14 protein-coding genes and 1 pseudogene are annotated in these 15,792 nt (G+C 61.0%); 10 read left to right on the forward strand and 5 right to left on the reverse strand.

The window, feature by feature from the left end; genetic code table 11:
* Nucleotides 1-17: 17 nt before the first annotated feature.
* Nucleotides 18-581, forward strand: a complete 564-nt coding sequence (locus tag ACJD00_RS04835; RefSeq protein ID WP_418908723.1) for a GNAT family N-acetyltransferase — start codon at nucleotides 18-20, stop codon at nucleotides 579-581.
* Here ACJD00_RS04835 and ACJD00_RS04840 read toward each other — a convergent pair.
* On the reverse strand, nucleotides 578-1,774 hold the full coding sequence (locus ACJD00_RS04840; protein WP_418908724.1) for an ROK family protein: 1,197 nt from the start codon (nucleotides 1,772-1,774) through the stop codon (nucleotides 578-580). The two genes, ACJD00_RS04835 and ACJD00_RS04840, sit on opposite strands and share 4 nt — an antisense overlap.
* Nucleotides 1,775-1,952: 178 nt before the next feature.
* Between ACJD00_RS04840 and ACJD00_RS04845 the strand changes: the two genes are divergently transcribed.
* The 8 genes from ACJD00_RS04845 (at nucleotide 1,953) to ACJD00_RS04880 (ending at nucleotide 9,163) form a co-directional block, all read left to right on the forward strand.
* Complete coding sequence (locus ACJD00_RS04845; RefSeq protein WP_418909307.1) at nucleotides 1,953-2,696, forward strand: sugar phosphate isomerase/epimerase family protein; 744 nt, start codon at nucleotides 1,953-1,955, stop codon at nucleotides 2,694-2,696.
* On the forward strand, nucleotides 2,696-3,856 hold the full coding sequence (locus ACJD00_RS04850; RefSeq protein WP_418908725.1) for a Gfo/Idh/MocA family protein: 1,161 nt from the start codon (nucleotides 2,696-2,698) through the stop codon (nucleotides 3,854-3,856). Before ACJD00_RS04845 ends, ACJD00_RS04850 begins: the two co-directional genes overlap by 1 nt.
* Entirely contained in the window at nucleotides 3,849-4,958 is a 1,110-nt protein-coding gene (locus ACJD00_RS04855; RefSeq protein WP_418908726.1) for a Gfo/Idh/MocA family protein, read from the forward strand. Before ACJD00_RS04850 ends, ACJD00_RS04855 begins: the two co-directional genes overlap by 8 nt.
* Nucleotides 4,955-5,965 (forward strand): sugar phosphate isomerase/epimerase family protein, encoded by a 1,011-nt coding sequence (locus ACJD00_RS04860; RefSeq protein WP_418908727.1) that lies wholly within the window; start codon nucleotides 4,955-4,957, stop codon nucleotides 5,963-5,965. Before ACJD00_RS04855 ends, ACJD00_RS04860 begins: the two co-directional genes overlap by 4 nt.
* Nucleotides 5,966-5,974: 9 nt before the next feature.
* A complete protein-coding gene (locus ACJD00_RS04865) occupies nucleotides 5,975-6,277 on the forward strand; it encodes a YciI family protein (protein ID WP_418908728.1) in 303 nt (100 codons plus the stop codon).
* Nucleotides 6,278-6,443: 166 nt separating this feature from the next.
* Nucleotides 6,444-6,998, forward strand: a complete 555-nt coding sequence (locus ACJD00_RS04870; RefSeq protein ID WP_418908729.1) for an NAD(P)H-dependent oxidoreductase — start codon at nucleotides 6,444-6,446, stop codon at nucleotides 6,996-6,998.
* Nucleotides 6,999-7,161: 163 nt separating this feature from the next.
* Nucleotides 7,162-8,328 (forward strand): flavodoxin-dependent (E)-4-hydroxy-3-methylbut-2-enyl-diphosphate synthase, encoded by a 1,167-nt coding sequence (gene ispG / locus ACJD00_RS04875; RefSeq protein WP_309408176.1) that lies wholly within the window; start codon nucleotides 7,162-7,164, stop codon nucleotides 8,326-8,328.
* Nucleotides 8,282-9,163, forward strand: a complete 882-nt coding sequence (locus tag ACJD00_RS04880) for a GNAT family N-acetyltransferase (RefSeq protein WP_418908730.1) — start codon at nucleotides 8,282-8,284, stop codon at nucleotides 9,161-9,163. The genes ispG and ACJD00_RS04880 overlap by 47 nt, the downstream gene beginning before the upstream one ends.
* Before the next feature lie 176 nt (nucleotides 9,164-9,339).
* Here the strand turns inward: ACJD00_RS04880 and ACJD00_RS04885 are convergent, their stop codons facing one another.
* The 3 genes from ACJD00_RS04885 to ACJD00_RS04895 all read right to left on the reverse strand — a co-directional run bounded on the left by ACJD00_RS04885 (nucleotide 9,340) and on the right by ACJD00_RS04895 (nucleotide 12,110).
* Nucleotides 9,340-10,398 carry an IS110 family transposase gene (locus ACJD00_RS04885; RefSeq protein WP_418908731.1) on the reverse strand — a complete coding sequence of 353 codons (1,059 nt, stop codon included), beginning with the start codon at nucleotides 10,396-10,398 and terminating at the stop codon, nucleotides 9,340-9,342.
* A 319-nt stretch (nucleotides 10,399-10,717) separates the two neighbouring features.
* Entirely contained in the window at nucleotides 10,718-11,260 is a 543-nt protein-coding gene (locus ACJD00_RS04890) for a transposase (RefSeq protein ID WP_418909308.1), read from the reverse strand.
* Nucleotides 11,232-12,110 carry an IS256 family transposase gene (locus tag ACJD00_RS04895; RefSeq protein ID WP_418908732.1) on the reverse strand — a complete coding sequence of 293 codons (879 nt, stop codon included), beginning with the start codon at nucleotides 12,108-12,110 and terminating at the stop codon, nucleotides 11,232-11,234. Before ACJD00_RS04895 ends, ACJD00_RS04890 begins: the two co-directional genes overlap by 29 nt.
* A gap of 339 nt (nucleotides 12,111-12,449) precedes the next feature.
* Here ACJD00_RS04895 and ACJD00_RS04900 point away from each other — a divergent pair.
* Nucleotides 12,450-13,922: pseudogene (locus tag ACJD00_RS04900) on the forward strand (IS3 family transposase).
* A gap of 359 nt (nucleotides 13,923-14,281) precedes the next feature.
* Here ACJD00_RS04900 and ACJD00_RS04905 read toward each other — a convergent pair.
* Complete coding sequence (locus ACJD00_RS04905; RefSeq protein ID WP_418908238.1) at nucleotides 14,282-15,718, reverse strand: IS1380 family transposase; 1,437 nt, start codon at nucleotides 15,716-15,718, stop codon at nucleotides 14,282-14,284.
* Nucleotides 15,719-15,792: the final 74 nt, after the last annotated feature.

Raw genomic sequence — 15,792 nt, forward strand, 5'->3', positions numbered from 1 at the left:
CGCGCTAGGCTGGCGGAATGGAGGCACTGATCCAGCCGGTGATACCCGCCGGTGACTATAAGTTGCGACCGTTCGCGGCGAAAGATGCGCCAGCAGTCCGCGACGCTTCGGGCGATCCGCTGATTCCCTTGATCACTACGGTTCCCGCTCACGGAACGGAGAGCGAGATCCTGCAGTTCATCGGCCGGCAAATTCACCGGGCGGCCACAGGAACCGGCTATTCCTTCGCCATTGCCGAAACTGCTTCCGACCGGGCCGTGGGGCAGATTGGACTGTGGCTCAAAGACGGCGATCAGGGGCGTGCCAGCATTGGTTACTGGGTGGCTCCGAGTGATCGTCAGCGCGGGGTGGCCTCGGCCGCGTTGGAAGCGATCTCCCGATGGGGCCTGGACCTGCCCTCCATTTATCGGCTGCAGCTGTATGTGGAACCGTGGAATGAAGGATCCTGGCGCGCCGCCGAACGCTGTGGCTACCTGCGCGAGGGTTTGCTACGTAGTTGGCAGGATGTTGGCGGGCATCGCAAAGACATGTACATGTACGCACGCCTGCGGCAACAGACGCCAGCTACTTCCGTACGTTAGCGCAGGGATTGAGCTAGTGCCGTGATGCTTTCGGAGCCGAGTCCGTGGTCGGCGGCGAGGATGCTTGCCCCGAGCAGGCCAGCTTGGTGTGTGGTGGTTGCGGGCCGGATCTGTAATTGGGCAGTGGCCAATGGCATGGCACGGTTGTAGATGACTTCGCGGATCCCGGCCAGCAGGTGTTCGCCGGCGGCGGCCATTTGTCCGCCGATGGTGATCAGTGAAGGATTGAGGAAACTGATACCGGCGGCAAGGACTTCACCGATATCCCCACCGGCGCGGCGCACCGCCTTAATAGCCTCCAAATTCCCGCCGTTGACTAGGTCGATCACGTCGCGAGCGCTATGTACATCGGGAAGTCCTGCGGCGCGGAGGGCATCGGCGATTCGCGGGCCTGAGGCCACCGCCTCGAGGCACCCTTCATTGCCGCAATGGCATTGCACCCCAATTCCGCGGCTTACGCGGACGTGCCCGATATCTCCGGCCGTTCCCTGCGCACCGCGTTGTAGCTGACCGCCCGAGATGATCCCTGCCCCGATGCCGGTGGCAACCTTGACGTAGAGAAAATGCCCGAGGTTTCCACCATGACCATGGTGTTCTCCCAACGCCATGAGATTGACGTCGTTATCGACCATCACGGGGGCATCGAGCTGTTGCGCGAATGACGCCCGAATATCAAAGTCGTCCCACCCGGGCATGAGGGGTGGCCGGCTGGGGCGACCAGTATCGAAGTGCACCGGACCGGGCACACCCATGCCGACGCAGAGGATATCGGCCGTCTCTCGGCCAATTTGCTGCAATAAGGTTTGGGTGAGCCGCTGAATATCTTGGAGTACTGGCTCGGGCCCCTGACTTAGATCCACCGTGGCTTCGGTAGCGGCCAGAGTCTGGTGCAGTAGATCGGTCAGGGCAAGGCGTAAATGCGCGGCACCGAGGTCCACGGCCAGTAAGAGCTTGGACTGCGCGTGCAGTGCGACGCGGCTTGGGGGACGTCCGCCGGTCGAGGTGCCGTCAGCGACAGGCCCAACGAGTCCGATGGCCATCAGCGTTTCGAGTCGATCGGTCACCGTGGATCGTGCCAGACCGGTCAACGTGGCCAACTCGGTGCGGCTTTTCGGGGTTCCGTCTCGCAGTAGCTGGAGAATGTCGTGAGCGCTGGCACCGCGCGGGGCCGGGGTTGAGCGTTCTATGGCCATGGCACAAGTCAACCATATCTGAGCGCCTTCACGCGAAGTTTTGATGAACTGCAACAGACTTTTATTGACTTTCAACATAAGTGTCTCTAGGGTCGACATGAAACCATGTGTCACATATCACCGGCACCGCTCTCAGGGGCATCAGGTCGCCGGCCAGCTAAGGAGCCGTGCATCAGTGATCACACCTTCCGTCCAGCTCTACACCGTGCGTCAACACCTTGCCGATGATCTGCCCGGTACGCTCAAAAAACTGGCCGATATCGGCTACACGCGCGTTGAGCCCTACGACTTCGTGGCTCGCGTGGAGGAATTCGAACGTGCGCTACCAGCCAATGGCTTGAGCGCACCCACAGCTCACGCGCCGCTACTGTCTAGCGACCCGCACCAGGTCTTCGAGGCGGCACGGCGCCTTGGCATCACGACCGTGATTGACCCCTATCGGCCAGCCGAGCTATGGCAGGACGCCGAGTCCATCCGCGCCACCGCAACGGCCTTGAATCAGGCCGCATCCATCGGCGCCGAGTACGGAATTCGGGTTGGTTATCACAATCACCAGTGGGAAATTGCCGCATCTATCGGCGAGCGTACGGCGCTGGAGTACTTGGCCGAGCAACTCGAAGAGCGGGTCGTTCTGGAAGTAGATACGTATTGGGCCGCCGTGGGTGGTGTCGAGGTGCTGCCGCTACTGGAGCGACTAGGCCAGCGTGTCGTCGCACTACATATCAAGGATGGGCCCATTTCAACGGACACCCGTGCCCAGCAGGCCGTCGGGTTGGGACAGATGCCCGTGGCACAGATCCTCACCGCCACCGACCATCTGTTGCACGTCGTCGAGCTCGACGACTACGACGGCGATATTTTCGAGGCTTTGCGGCAAAGCTACCAGTACTTGGCCGCTACGAGCGGTGTTGAGGGGGCGTAATGAGCGAGCAGCATACCGCCAGTACCGTACGTACCGGCCCGGTGGGGATCGGCGTTGTCGGTGCCGGGGTGATCAGCGATGAGTACCTAACGAACTTGACCCAGTTTCCAGACCTGCGCGTTGAATTCATTGCGGACCTAGACGCCGACCGGGCCGCGGCGCAGGCCGCTAAGTTCGGCATTCCGAACTCCGGTAGCTACACCGACCTATTGAAACGCCCGGACATCGAAATCGTGGTCAACTTGACGATCCCCGCGGTTCACGTGGAGGTAGCGTTGCAGGCGGTAGCCGCAGGTAAACACGTCTGGGGTGAAAAGCCCTACGCACTGGACACCGAATCGGGACGCAGTTTGCGCGATGCCGCCCAGCAGCGCGGAGTACGCGTAGCCGTTGCTCCCGATACCATCTTGGGCGCGGGAATACAGACGGCGTTACGCACGGTACGCGCAGGTGAGATCGGCACGCCGCTTTCGGCCTTGGCCATGTTTCAGGCGCCCGGGCCAGAATCTTGGCACCCGAGCCCAGAGTTCCTTTTCGCTCGCGGCGCCGGGCCGCTTTTTGACCTTGGCCCGTACTATCTGAGCACCCTCGTGCAGGTTTTCGGTCCGGTGGATCGTGTTGCCGCCCTCGGTTCCCGTGCACGCGAGACGCGCGTGATTGCGTCGGGGCCCAAAGCTGGTACCGAATTTCCGGTCGAGGTTCCCACGCATATCGGTGCCCTGCTCAGTTTCGCCTCGGGCGCCAGCGCACAATGCGTCTTTAGCTTCGACTCCAAGCTTGAGCGGATGGGATTTGTCGAGGTGGCGGGCACCGAGGGAACCGCGGTGTTCCCCGACCCGAACATGTTTGACGGAGACACCGTGATTCATTGCGTACCGGGCGCTCCGGTCACCGTACCGGCTCAAGGATCGTTCTATTCACGCGGTACCGGAGTGCTGGAGTTGGCTCGGGCAATCCGTGAAGATCGAAAGGAACGAGTGCCGGGGGAGCTTGCCTTCCACGTGCTTGAGGTGATGGCCGCGGTAGCCGAGGCAGTGGACACCGGGCAGTTTGTGGAGGTCAGTTCTCGGGTGGAGCCCTCGGACCTCCTTGACGGAGGCTGGGACCCGGCGGCGGCGACGCTCTTATCCACTTCAAGTAGCAGCAGTGCCCATGACTAGCCTGCGCGTAGGGATCATTGGCGGGGGCTTTATGGCCCGTACCCATGCCCAGGCCGCCCGTCGTGCTGGGGGCACGGTTTGTTCCGTGCTGTCTTCAAGCCCGGAATCTACTGCACGGGCGGCTAGTCAGCTTGGTGCCGGCCCGGCCGCATCGCTGACCGAGCTGCTCGAGACTTCCGAGATCGTGCATGTGACCTCGCCGAACAGTTTGCATGCCGAGCATGCGTTGGCCGTGCTCCGGGCGAACAAGCCGGTAATTTGCGAAAAACCGCTTGGTGTCGATTTCGCTCAGGCCAGCGCCCTGGCTTCTGCGGCCACGCAAGCCGGTATGCTCGCCACCGTGCCCTTTGTGTACCGTTTTCACCCCATGGCGCGGCAAGCCCGCGCCATGGTCGCCAAGGGGCATCTGGGACGCCTGCTAACCGTGCGCGGAGCTTACCTGCAGGATTGGCTGCTGGGTTCTCAGGAGGTGAACTGGCGGGTGGATGAGACCAGCGGAGGTCCTTCGCGGGCCTTTGCGGACATTGGCTCGCACCTGGCGGACCTAACCGAGTTCATCGCCGGGGAACGCATCACCGAACTGCAGGCGACCACCAGCATCGCGCACGAACACCGGGCAGGACGGAAAGTGCGTACCGAAGATGCCGCGGTGCTCACCGTGCGTTTTTCCTCCGGAGCGCTGGGAAGCTTGATGGTTTCCCAAGTCAATGCGGGACGTAAAAATGCGTTGAGTCTCGAATTATCGGGTACCGAGCACGCGATCGAGTTCCATCAGGAGCGCCCCGATGAATTGTGGATCGGCGGCGCCGAATCGAATCGTGTTCTGGCGCGCGATGTGGCCATCTTGGAACCCGACGCAGCGCGGCTCTCTACGATCCCGGCCGGGCACCCCATGGGCTATCTAGATGCTTTCGCCGCCTTCGTGGCAGATAGCTACGCCGCCCTTGGCGGTGAATGCCCTGAAGGTTTGCCGACCTTCGACGACGGTGCCCGCGCCGCCCTACTGACCGATGCCGTCCTGCGCTCGGCGGCAGAACGTACCTGGGTGTCGGTGGATGATCACCGGCACGAAGCAACTGGACCGACTAAGGAGCCGGTATGAAATCCACGCATCCCGTGACGCTATTTACAGGCCAGTGGGCCGATATGCCCTTTGAAGAACTTGCCCGGCGTGCGGCCGAATGGGGATATGACGGTCTGGAGATCGCCGCGAGTGGTGATCACTTAGATCTGAAACGCGCCGATGAAGACCCGAACTACCTCCGCTCGCGACGTGAAATCCTCGACAGCTACGGTTTGCAGGTTTGGGCGATTTCCCATCACCTAGGAGGTCAGGCGGTCTGTGATGATCCCATCGACTTTCGTCATCAAGCGATCTTGCGCGACTACGTCTGGGGCGACGGTGACCAGGAGGGCGTCCGTCAGCGTGCTGCCGAGGATATGAAGCGCTCGGCCCGCGTGGCGAGGCAGCTCGGTGCCGACGTCGTCGTCGGATTTACCGGCTCGAAAATCTGGCAATATGTGGCGATGTTCCCCCCGGTGCCCGGCGAGGTCATCGAGGCCGGATACGAAGATTTCGCACGGCGGTGGAATCCGATCATGGATGAATTCGACGCGCACGGGGTGAAATTCGCCCTTGAAGTGCACCCGTCGGAGATCGCCTACGACTACTGGACAACTAAGCGCACCCTGGAAGCGATCGGACACCGAGAGGCCTTCGGGCTGAACTGGGATCCAAGCCACATGTTCTGGCAAGGCATCGACCCGGTGGGGTTCATTACCGATTTTGCAGACCGGATCTATCACGTGGACTGCAAGGACACGAAGTTGCGAGTCCCCAACGGGCGCAATGGCATTCTCGGTTCGCATCTGCCGTGGGGAGACCCCCACCGGCGCTGGGATTTCGTCTCGACCGGTCACGGAGATATTGACTGGGAGGATGCCTTCCGCGCCTTACGGCATATTGGCTATCGTGGCCCGATCTCCATCGAATGGGAAGACGCTGGAATGGACCGGTTGCATGGTGCTGCCGAGGCCATTGAGCGGATCCGTCCGTTGCTGTTTAGCGGTCCCGACACATCCTTTGATGCGGCCTTTGCCAACCAATAAGCTGTGCCCATGACTGTTTTCGCTGTTGAATACCGCTACGCTGCGAACTCCGCGGCAGTGCGCGATGAGTATCGTCCGGCCCACCGTGAGTTCCTGAGTGGGTTTATCGGAGAGGGCGCGGCGATCGAGCTGATTGCCTCCGGCCCGTACACCGAAAGCGACGGCGCGCTCCTGCTATTGCGCGCCGAAGGCGAGGCAGCGTTGCGCGAGGTGCTCCAACAGGACCCCTTCAACATCCACGGCACCCTCGAGTCGGTCGTGATTAACGCCTGGAACCCGGTCACCGGTGCCCTCTCGGCTTTCGCTTCCTAGCGCGGTCTCAACCTAACGATCTGGCCCGTATTCTCCGATGGAGTACGGGCCATACATTTAATGTGAGCTAAGTCTCTTCGCGACGGGGGAATGCTGAGCCTGCCGTAGGAGTTGATGTAGTTGAAGCGTCATGCTTTTGACTTATTGCCTTCCTAAAGGAGATTCCATGGCTACCAAGGTCCTCACCCTCGTCGGTTCGCTACGTGCCGGATCCACCAACCTCCAGCTCGCCGAAGCGGCGGCACACCATAACCCGGAAGGTGTTGAAGTTACCGTCTTCTCCGGTCTGGAAAATATCCCGTTCTACAACGAGGATCGCGATATTGAGGGTCAGGTTCCAGCCAGCGCCCTTGAACTGCGTGCCGCCGCCGAAGCGGCGGACGCCGTGCTGCTCGTGTCCCCGGAATACAACGGCACCATGACTGCCGTGCTGAAGAACGCCATCGATTGGCTGTCGCGTCCCTTCGGAGCCGGCGCGCTGAAGGACCTGCCTGCCGTGGTAATCGGCACCGCCTTTGGCCAGTACGGTGGCGTGTGGGCGCAGGACGAAGCTCGCAAGGCACTGGGTATTGCCGGGGCTAAGGTACTTGAGGATGCCAAGCTGTCTATCCCGAACTCGGTGGTGCGTTTTGCCGAAACCCACCCGAAGGATGACACCGAAGTTGCCGAGCAGGTAGCCGCCGTTCTCGAGGCTCTGCGTGAGGTAGCCGCCCAGAACTAATGAGGTTCTCAACCGGGCGTGGGAGCGGGCCGATTCGGCGGCGCCCACGCCCGTGGTGCATGCACGGTGCGGCGTGGTCTTTCTCGCATCCGTGCCCGCAACACGCGCGGACGGTGCCATACTTAGTAGTAAGTCCAACCCACCAACCATTCGGAGGCATCCATTGACCTCGGTCAACCTTGGCATGCCGGCATCACCACCGCCGGTACTCGCTCCTCGACGCAAGACCCGCCAATTCCAGGTTGGCTCGGTGGGCGTCGGCTCGGATTCACCGATTAGCGTCCAGTCGATGACGACGACCAAAACGCACGATATCAATGCCACCCTGCAACAGATCGCGGAGCTGACCGCGGCCGGTTGCGATATCGTCCGCGTGGCCTGCCCAACGGATAAGGATGCCGAGGCGCTGCCGATTATCGCGAAGAAGTCGCAGATTCCGGTGATTGCCGACATCCATTTCCAGCCCAAATACGTTTACGCTGCGATTGAAGCCGGTTGTGGCGCGGTGCGCGTCAACCCGGGTAACATCCGCGCCTTTGACGATCAGGTCAAGGAAATCGCGCAGGCCGCCAAGGATCATGGCACCTCCATTCGCATTGGTGTTAACGCCGGATCGCTGGATAAGCGCCTGCTGGCCAAGTACGGAAAGGCCACTCCGGAGGCACTGGTCGAATCGGCTGTGTGGGAGGCCTCGCTTTTCGAAGAGCATGGTTTCCACGACTTCAAGATTTCCGTAAAGCACAACGACCCGGTCGTTATGGTTCGCGCCTACGAACTTCTGGCAGAACGCGGCGACTGGCCGTTGCACCTTGGCGTGACCGAGGCCGGTCCAGCGTTCCAGGGCACCATTAAATCGGCCACCGCGTTCGGCGCGTTGCTGTCGCAGGGTATTGGCGACACCATCCGCGTCTCGCTCTCGGCGCCGCCGGTTGAAGAGGTCAAGGTCGGCAACCAGATTCTCGAATCGTTGAACCTGCGCCCCCGCGGACTGGACATCGTCTCCTGCCCATCCTGTGGTCGTGCTCAGGTTGACGTGTACTCGCTGGCCGAAGAGGTCACCGCGGGGCTCGAAGGGATGGATGTTCCGCTGCGTGTGGCCGTCATGGGCTGTGTCGTAAACGGCCCGGGCGAAGCACGCGACGCCGATCTCGGCGTGGCCTCAGGTAACGGCAAGGGACAGATCTTCGTCAAGGGCGAAGTCATCAAGACCGTGCCGGAAGATCAGATCGTAGAAACCCTGATCGACGAGGCAATGCGCCTGGCCGAGGAAATGGATTTGGGCGATGACGAGAATCCTGCCGCGGGTACGCCCGTGGTTACCGTCAGCTAAACGCGGCGGCGACTCGCGGATTCGCGTGTTGGGCGGCGCCGAAAGCGCCGCCCTTCGCGCATTGCTTGACAGCGACCCAGCCGCGAATATTTTTACCCGTTCACAACTCGAGCGGGGCAACGCCCCACAGGGTGCCTACTCCAACGTGGTCGGTATCGAAGGGGAACAAGGGCTCGAAAGCGCGTGCTGGATCGGGGCGAATATAGCTCCCACTGCCATGAGCGAAGACCACGCGCGCGCCTACGCAGAATACGCGCTACGTTCCCGCCAGCGCTTTGCCTCGGTCTTCGGGCCAGCTCAGGCAGTCATGGCCATGCACCAAATAATGGCCGCCGGTCCGCAGCCCATTTTCGACGTGCGCCCGAACCAGCCATTGATGTCCTTGCGAGAAGCACCCCGAGGGGAGCGGTTGCCGCTACGCCGAGCCGGTCTGCAGGACTACGATCGGGTGCTGCCTGCCAGCGCCAAAATGTTCGAGGAAGAACTCGGCTATTCGCCTTTGCAATCCGGTGGTGGCTATTACCGTAGTCGGGTGCGCCAGCTCATTCAGGACGGGCATACACTCATCGACCTCGACCAGCGCGGCAAGATCATCTTCAAAGCCGATCTCGGCACCGTTACGCGGGGAGTCGCGCAAATCCAGGGCGTATGGATCGACCCGGCACATCGTGGCTACGGCCTTGCCGCCGGGTACATGGCCTCTGTGGTTGACTACGCCTTGACCCTCGTGCCCGAGGTGACCCTCTATGTCAACGACTACAATGAGCCAGCCCTACGGAGCTACCAGCGAGTCGGTTTCGAACACGTGGGAACCTTCGCCACCATCTTGTTCTAACGGCGCGGGCCGAGTCGCTGCCACCCTGAAGAATCAGGGTGATGACCCACCAACGTGAACGGTATTGGACCACCACAGGCCTGTTTCGTGCCATGTTTTGAGAACTAAAAGTTGATATATACGTTGACCTGTAAATTTAGGTGACGCGCAGACCTGATGTGAAGCATCTATATCTGTCAAGCCGCAATTGATGACAAATCAGCAGCTTCAAGAATGTTGTAGATCCGACGGGCAAGATATCGTTTGATGCACCGTCGGATTTCCTTCAGCGTTTTACCTTCGGCAGTGCGTTTCTCGACGTAGGACCTGGTTTCCTCGTCATGGGTCATCCGCACCATGGCTGCGGTATGCAGCGCCTTGTTCAATCGCCGGTCTCCACGACGATTCAACCGATGCCTAACTGTGTTGCCTGAAGATGCAGGAATAGGATTCACTCCCGCCAAGGACGCAAACGCAGCCTCAGAACGCAACCGTCCGGGGTGCGACCAGGCCGCCACACAAACCGCGGCGACCACGGGCCCCACACCCTTCAATTCGAGTAGCTCTTTCCCCTCACTGAGTTTGACCAGGTCAGACATTTCGGAGGTGTTGTCCTTGATCTGCTCGTCCAGCTCGCCGATACGGCGGGCCAGGCGTACCGCTTCGTCGCGGGCAACCTTTAGCTCGATGGCTTCGGCCCGGGTGCGCCATGCGGCGACCTGCAGGATCTGGGCATTGCTCAAGGGCTTGCGAGCATCGATGCCCAGCAAAGTGACTCGTAATAGCGCAGTCAGAGCGTTAACGTAGCGGGTGCGTTCGGTGGCGAGCATGTCCCGGGCGGTGGCTAGTACGCGTAGGGCGGCTCGGGCCCCGTCGTTGACTCGTGGGATACGCAGCTGATGGACCTCGATGGGCAGCGTTGCAGCAGCTATACGTTGGGCGTCCAAGGTGTCGGTCTTGCCGATGCCGTGACCGGTTTTCTGGTAGCCGGTGGGTGCCTCGGCGACGGCCCCGGCGAGCACCGCACCGTAGGAGGCTGCGCCTTCGATGACCCACAGGGTGTTGGCGTCCCCTCCCGTGCGGCGTCCGGCCCAGGTGAGGGCTCGTTTGATGCCGGCCTCGGTGGTGGGGAATTCGCGGGTTTCAAGGTGTTCACCTGTGTTGGTGAGGATGGCATAGACATGCTTGCGGGCGTGGGTGTCCACGCCGATGATGTTGGAGTATGTTTTGGCGACAGTCTGCGAGACGATAGACATGTGGCTCGAAGCTCTTTCTCTTCACGGATGTGGGTTTCGGCCAGGGTGCGGCCGGTACCAGTCCGGGAGAGAAGTCACCGTCGGAGCAACACTGTGATGGGTCACATCCCACTAGGATGGACAGTCTTCTGATCAGGCTACCGGGGTGGGCCGGGTAGGTGCCGGCCGCCCACCACCGGGAACAGACAATTCACGTCGATGACACCGTGCGGGTCAGGTTACTAATGAGTCATGCTCACCGGTGGCGGGCAGGCCTGGAGCTTGTCAGATTGTTTGTGTAAGCCCCTAGTCATGTCCATTATTCAGGGCTTCGTAACAATCAATTCAAATACGGCTCAATCCGCTCCGGGTAAGCCATCGCCAACTGCTGCAATGCCTGCTTCCAGCCGTTCGTCCCGGCCACTTCCACCAGATGCGCTCCAGCGCCGGCCCGCGGGGTCCGTCCCTTCTTCTGCGCGTCCTTGAACCGCTCCCGGGCACGCTTATCCTCGATATTGCAGATCGCCAGCCACAGCATCTTCACCGCCGCCGCATCCGACTGGAAATGGCCCCGGGACTTGGTGACCTTGCGCAGCTGGTAGTTCATCGACTCAATCGCATTCGTCGTGTAAATGACCTTGCGCAACTCGGGCGGGAATTCCAGGAACGGGGTGAACCGCTCCCACGCATTGCGCCAGGTGGCTACCGCTGATGGATACTTCTGCCCCAGCTCGGATGCCTCGAAATCATCCAACGCCTTGCCCGCGGATTCGATGCTCGGAGCCGTGTAAATCGTCTTCAACTGGGCGCTGACCGCCTTGCGGTCGCTATAGGACACGAACCGGTTCGCCGCCCTAATCAGGTGCACCACGCAGGTCTGCACCGTGGCCCGCAACCAGGTCGCCTCGATCGCTTCTCCGGAAGCCCGTGAGCCCGTCGCAGCAAGCGAACAACACGTCCTTCACACCCCTGTTAGCCAGTTGCGCGCAAACGCACCGCCTGCGAACTTCGCCCCTTCGTTCTCGGTGACCCAGATCCCCAGCACGTGCTTGGTGCCTTCCACGGTCACGCCGATGGCCATATGCGCGCCCCTTGTTGCGCACCTGGTGCCCGTCACGGACCTTGATCACGATGGCGTCCAGGTAGAGGATCGGGTAGAACTCCTCCAACGGGCGCTCCTGCCAAGCGGAGACTTCCTCGAGGACCTCGTCGGTGATCTTACTGATCGTGTCGTGGGAGAGTTGGGTGCCGATGGTGGTTTCCAAGTGGTAGGCGATATCCCGTACCGTCATGCCCCCGGCATACAGGGAGATGATCATCTCGTCCAGGCCGCCGGTGCGGCGGGATCCTTTGGGCACCAGGGTCGGGGTGAAGGTGCCGGCCCGATCCCGGGGAATCTGCAAGTCGATATTCCCGGCGATCGTGGAGACGGTCTTCGGGTAGGAGCCATTGCGGGAGTTCGGGAGGAACCGGCCGTGGGCTTCGCCTTGCTCGTAGCCCAGGTGGTCGGTCAGTTCGGCTTTCAGGCCGCGTGCCAGCCCGGCCCGGATGATCTGTTGGATGAATCCGTCCTTGCCGTCGAGCTGGATCTCTCCGCGGTCGATGAATCCCATGAGCTCGTCGAAGGCCCCGGATTCCTTCACGGCGTCCATGGAGCCAAGGGCAGCGATCTTCTCGGCGATGTCTGAGGCGTTTTCCATGCTCTGTTCGGCCTGGTCTTTCTGGATGGTCATGTCGTGTTTTTTCCTAGTCTCTTTCTATCAATTGACTAGGGGTCTTACACAATCCATCTGACAGGCTCCAGGCCTGGTTACTACCTTGCAAGCTGATCCCAGACCAGCCACTACAAGACTCACAGGGTACTAAGGCTCAGACAAATCTGCTCGCCGGCACACCTGTTGTCGAGGGTTCGTTTGCATCTGCAATGCCGGTTCCTGAGGACATGAGGATCGTGGGATTAGGCCTGAAGCCTGCCAACATGCCAGGGCCCTGTCTGTCAGGGTTGAGTGAGACCACCGATTCATAGCAAGTTACCCTCCCCAGACAGGGCGAGAACAGGACTAATCTCCACCATGAGCATCGCCTCCATCCACCCATCGGCCAGCACCATGCCGGAGAATGGGACCATGGATTCCACCCAGCCCCGCCCGGACCAGCCACGACGCCGCACCATCACCCCGGCCCAGAAACTCGCCTACCTGCAAGGCTACGAACACGCTATCCAAAGCGGCGAGGGCCGCGGCTACCTGCGCGCCAACGCCCTGCATTCCTCTCAGATCGTCGAGTGGCGCAGGCTCCGTGATGCGGGAATCCTCGACGGAAACAACCCAGCCAACAGCACCAAGGGTGGCGGCAAACTGACCAAGGAGCAAGCGGAAATCGCCCGGCTGAAAAAGCAGCTCGCGGCCAGCGAGCAGAAGCTGGCCACCACGCAGACTGCCCTGGAAATCATGGGAAAAGCGCAAGCGCTCTTGGAGCAAATCTCGAAGAGCGCGAATTCCAAGTAGAAGTCCGCAGCCTGCTCACCGGCACCTACCAGCAACTGGTCGACGGAGGGGTGCCCACCCGGCAGGCCAGCTCCCTGGCCGGTGTCAGCCGGGCCACGATGCACCGCCGCCAGCGTGCCGCGCGGGCCCCGCAGCTAGGGCCCGCCGTTCCCCGCCCGGTCCCGGCGAACAAGCTCACCGCGAGCGAGGAAGCCCTGATCCTGTAAACGCTGAACAGCGAGCGGTTCGTGGACCAGGCGCCCGAGCAGATCTACGCGGTCCTGCTCTCCGAGCGCACGCATTTGTGCTCGGTGTCCACCATGTATCGGCTGCTGCGCCGTAAGAAAGCAGGTCGCCGAGCGCCGCCGGCAGGCCCGCCACCCAGCCCGGAAGGTCCCGGAGCTGGTGGCGTACCAGCCTGGAGAGGTTTTCACCTGGGACATCACGAAGTTGGCTGGCCCGGCCAAGGGCACCTACTTTGACGCGTACGTGATGATCGACATCTATTCGCGCTATATTGTCGGCTGCCAGGTCCATTCCCGCGAATCCGGCGAGCTGGCTAAGGAGTTCATCGCGCAGGTGTTCGCCACCGACCAGGTGCCGCTGGTGGTGCATGCCGACAGGGGGACTTCGATGACCTCGAAGCCGGTCGCCGCGCTGCTGGCGGACTTGGACGTGCTCAAGTCGCATTCGCGGCCGAAGGTCAGCCATGATAATCCCTATTCAGAGGCTTGGTTCAAGACTTTGAAGTATCTTCCGGTGTTTCCGGAGCGGTTCGGTTCGCTGGCTGATGCCAGGGATTTCATGGACCGGTTTGTTCAGGCGTACAACGGGTATCACCGGCATTCGGGGATCGGGTTCCATACGCCGGCGGATGTGCATTTCGGGATGACCGGGCATGTTGAGGACCAGCGGCTGGCGGCGTTGCAGAAGGCGTGGGACACGAATCCCGAACGGTTCGGGCAGCGTCGCATGCCGAAGAAGCTGCAGATGCCTGTTGCGGCGTGGATCAACGAACCGGTGAAGCTGGAGGAGCGTGAAGAAATGCCGGCTGCTTAGCACCCCATGGTCTCACTTGACTTGAAAATTTCCGAATCCAAACTTGCTCACTACACCTTGAGCAACGTAAACCTTTGAACGTCACAGGACGCTCTCTACAAATTGCATTGAGCTCCTTGCGAGACACGTTAAGCGGTGTCATGAAATCTTTCTGCCGACTCTCCACCCAACGGTTAGCCCAAATTTTTCATGTGGCCGCTGACGGCCACCGGAATCCAGTACCAAATGATTCCCGGTGGCCGTCGTCGATTCCACCCACGACAAAAAGCGCCTGAACCACCAGCGCAGGGTGCCAGGCTCCACCGACCTGGGTTGAAATGACCTTTCAAAACTAAAGAAGCAACAGGGCAACCACCAGTTCAGGCAGCCAACTCGCCGTGCCGCCACCGATGGAACAGCAAGCCAATACTCTGTTGAAGCAGGAATAGCAGTTGCGCTTCTGGTGCACTTTCATGGATCAGTAGCCGGCGCTGCCTACCGCCAGAAACGATCTTCCCCGCCGTGGAAAACAGTCGGTACCGCCACCGCTTCACATCCCAGCAACTTGCCTCATGCCCGCTGGGCAGCACGACCAGCTGCAACCAGGCCACCAGATTCAGTGCAAGCATCGCCAGGTCCGCCCACGCCTGATTCGCGGCAAAAGACCAATACGGAAGCTTGCCCAGCCCCGCATTCTTCAACGTCTTGATCCTGTTCTCGCACCGGCCCCGCGCCCGATGCCGGGCATCGAGGAATGCCACGTTGAACCGCGGGCTATTGGTCAAGAACGCCGTGACACGGTTCCCGTCAGTATCGAACAAGTTCGCTTTCGCCCCGGGATGCAAGGGCTCGGCCCGCAAATAGATTCTTGTCCCGGGCGGGTAGTCCTTCAGCTCTATCACCTTGGACGCGTCGATCACCCACGCGTTATCACGTTGGACACCGTCAGCGTCCAGGGCTGGTTCCCAGAACTTCTTCTCATCGATCCACCGGATGAACCGTTCCTTGATGACCGGCAGCGAATACGAGGTGGAGAACTGGATCCTCAGCGAGTCCAGGTGGTGCAGGAACTCGCGGGAGGAGCCGGCGCTATCGGTGCGGACCAGGATCTTCTCGCCTATGAGGTTCCCGTGTTCGTCATAGAAATCATCCGGCAGCTGGGCCAAGGCCTGGGTGAGCACTTCGATATGCGAGGCCGCTGAATTCGCGCCCCGGTTGCCCGGACGCAGGTGCACCGCGAGGACTTCTCCGGTGCCGTTGGGTTTGCCGTAGTCAGCCATGGCGATCATCGGTGAGAAACCGTACCCGCCTTTATACGTGCCAGCACTGTGTTCCTTCTCGGAATGCACGTGCACCAAGGAGGCATCGACATCGATGATCAGAGGGTTGTTCGCTGTGGCCTGCCGGGCAGGGTTGCGTGGTCCGGCTGCCGTCCAGGCTTTGGAACGCAGGGTCCGGGTCATGGTGGCGAACCCGTAGGAGAAGGCTTCTGGTTGCTCCTTGATCCGGTGCATGAACCTGCTGACCGTGGCATCGGACGCCACTGGGCCGAAGAGGTCCGGCGCAGCTCGAAGCTGGTCGATGTCAGTGGCTTGTTCGCCGCCGGCGGCCAACGAGAGCGCCAGTGCTCCGAGGATTCTTCCTGGCCGGTGGGTTGCGGTGGCTGGCGCGAACTGGGAGAAACGGTCTTCGCAGACCCGTTGGAAGTCCAGTGCGTTCAGGAAGTTGCTGAGCACCGACAGGCCAGCGTGGGAGACCAGGGCTTGGCTGGTGAGTTGGGTCGGGAGGGCAGGGAAAACTCGGGTAGAATGGTTCACTGAAAAGGTGATCCTTGATTTCGGTGGAATAGAAGCTCGACACTCCTATTATCCCAAGTCCGGATCACTTTTTC

Source organism: Glutamicibacter endophyticus, assembly GCF_048457885.1.
Taxonomy (GTDB): domain Bacteria; phylum Actinomycetota; class Actinomycetes; order Actinomycetales; family Micrococcaceae; genus Glutamicibacter; species Glutamicibacter endophyticus.

Bases quoted from the DNA above. Each gene is read 5' to 3' on its own strand.
- ACJD00_RS04835 (WP_418908723.1), top strand. From the start codon at position 18: ATGGAGGCACTGATCCAGCCGGTGATACCCGCCGGTGACTATAAGTTG.
- ACJD00_RS04840 (WP_418908724.1), bottom strand. From the start codon at position 1,774: ATGGCCATAGAACGCTCAACCCCGGCCCCGCGCGGTGCCAGCGCTCAC.
- ACJD00_RS04850 (WP_418908725.1), top strand. From the start codon at position 2,696: ATGAGCGAGCAGCATACCGCCAGTACCGTACGTACCGGCCCGGTGGGG.
- ACJD00_RS04855 (WP_418908726.1), top strand. From the start codon at position 3,849: ATGACTAGCCTGCGCGTAGGGATCATTGGCGGGGGCTTTATGGCCCGT.
- ACJD00_RS04860 (WP_418908727.1), top strand. From the start codon at position 4,955: ATGAAATCCACGCATCCCGTGACGCTATTTACAGGCCAGTGGGCCGAT.
- ACJD00_RS04865 (WP_418908728.1), top strand. From the start codon at position 5,975: ATGACTGTTTTCGCTGTTGAATACCGCTACGCTGCGAACTCCGCGGCA.
- ACJD00_RS04870 (WP_418908729.1), top strand. From the start codon at position 6,444: ATGGCTACCAAGGTCCTCACCCTCGTCGGTTCGCTACGTGCCGGATCC.
- ACJD00_RS04880 (WP_418908730.1), top strand. From the start codon at position 8,282: ATGACGAGAATCCTGCCGCGGGTACGCCCGTGGTTACCGTCAGCTAAA.
- ACJD00_RS04885 (WP_418908731.1), bottom strand. From the start codon at position 10,398: ATGTCTATCGTCTCGCAGACTGTCGCCAAAACATACTCCAACATCATC.
- ACJD00_RS04895 (WP_418908732.1), bottom strand. From the start codon at position 12,110: ATGACCATCCAGAAAGACCAGGCCGAACAGAGCATGGAAAACGCCTCA.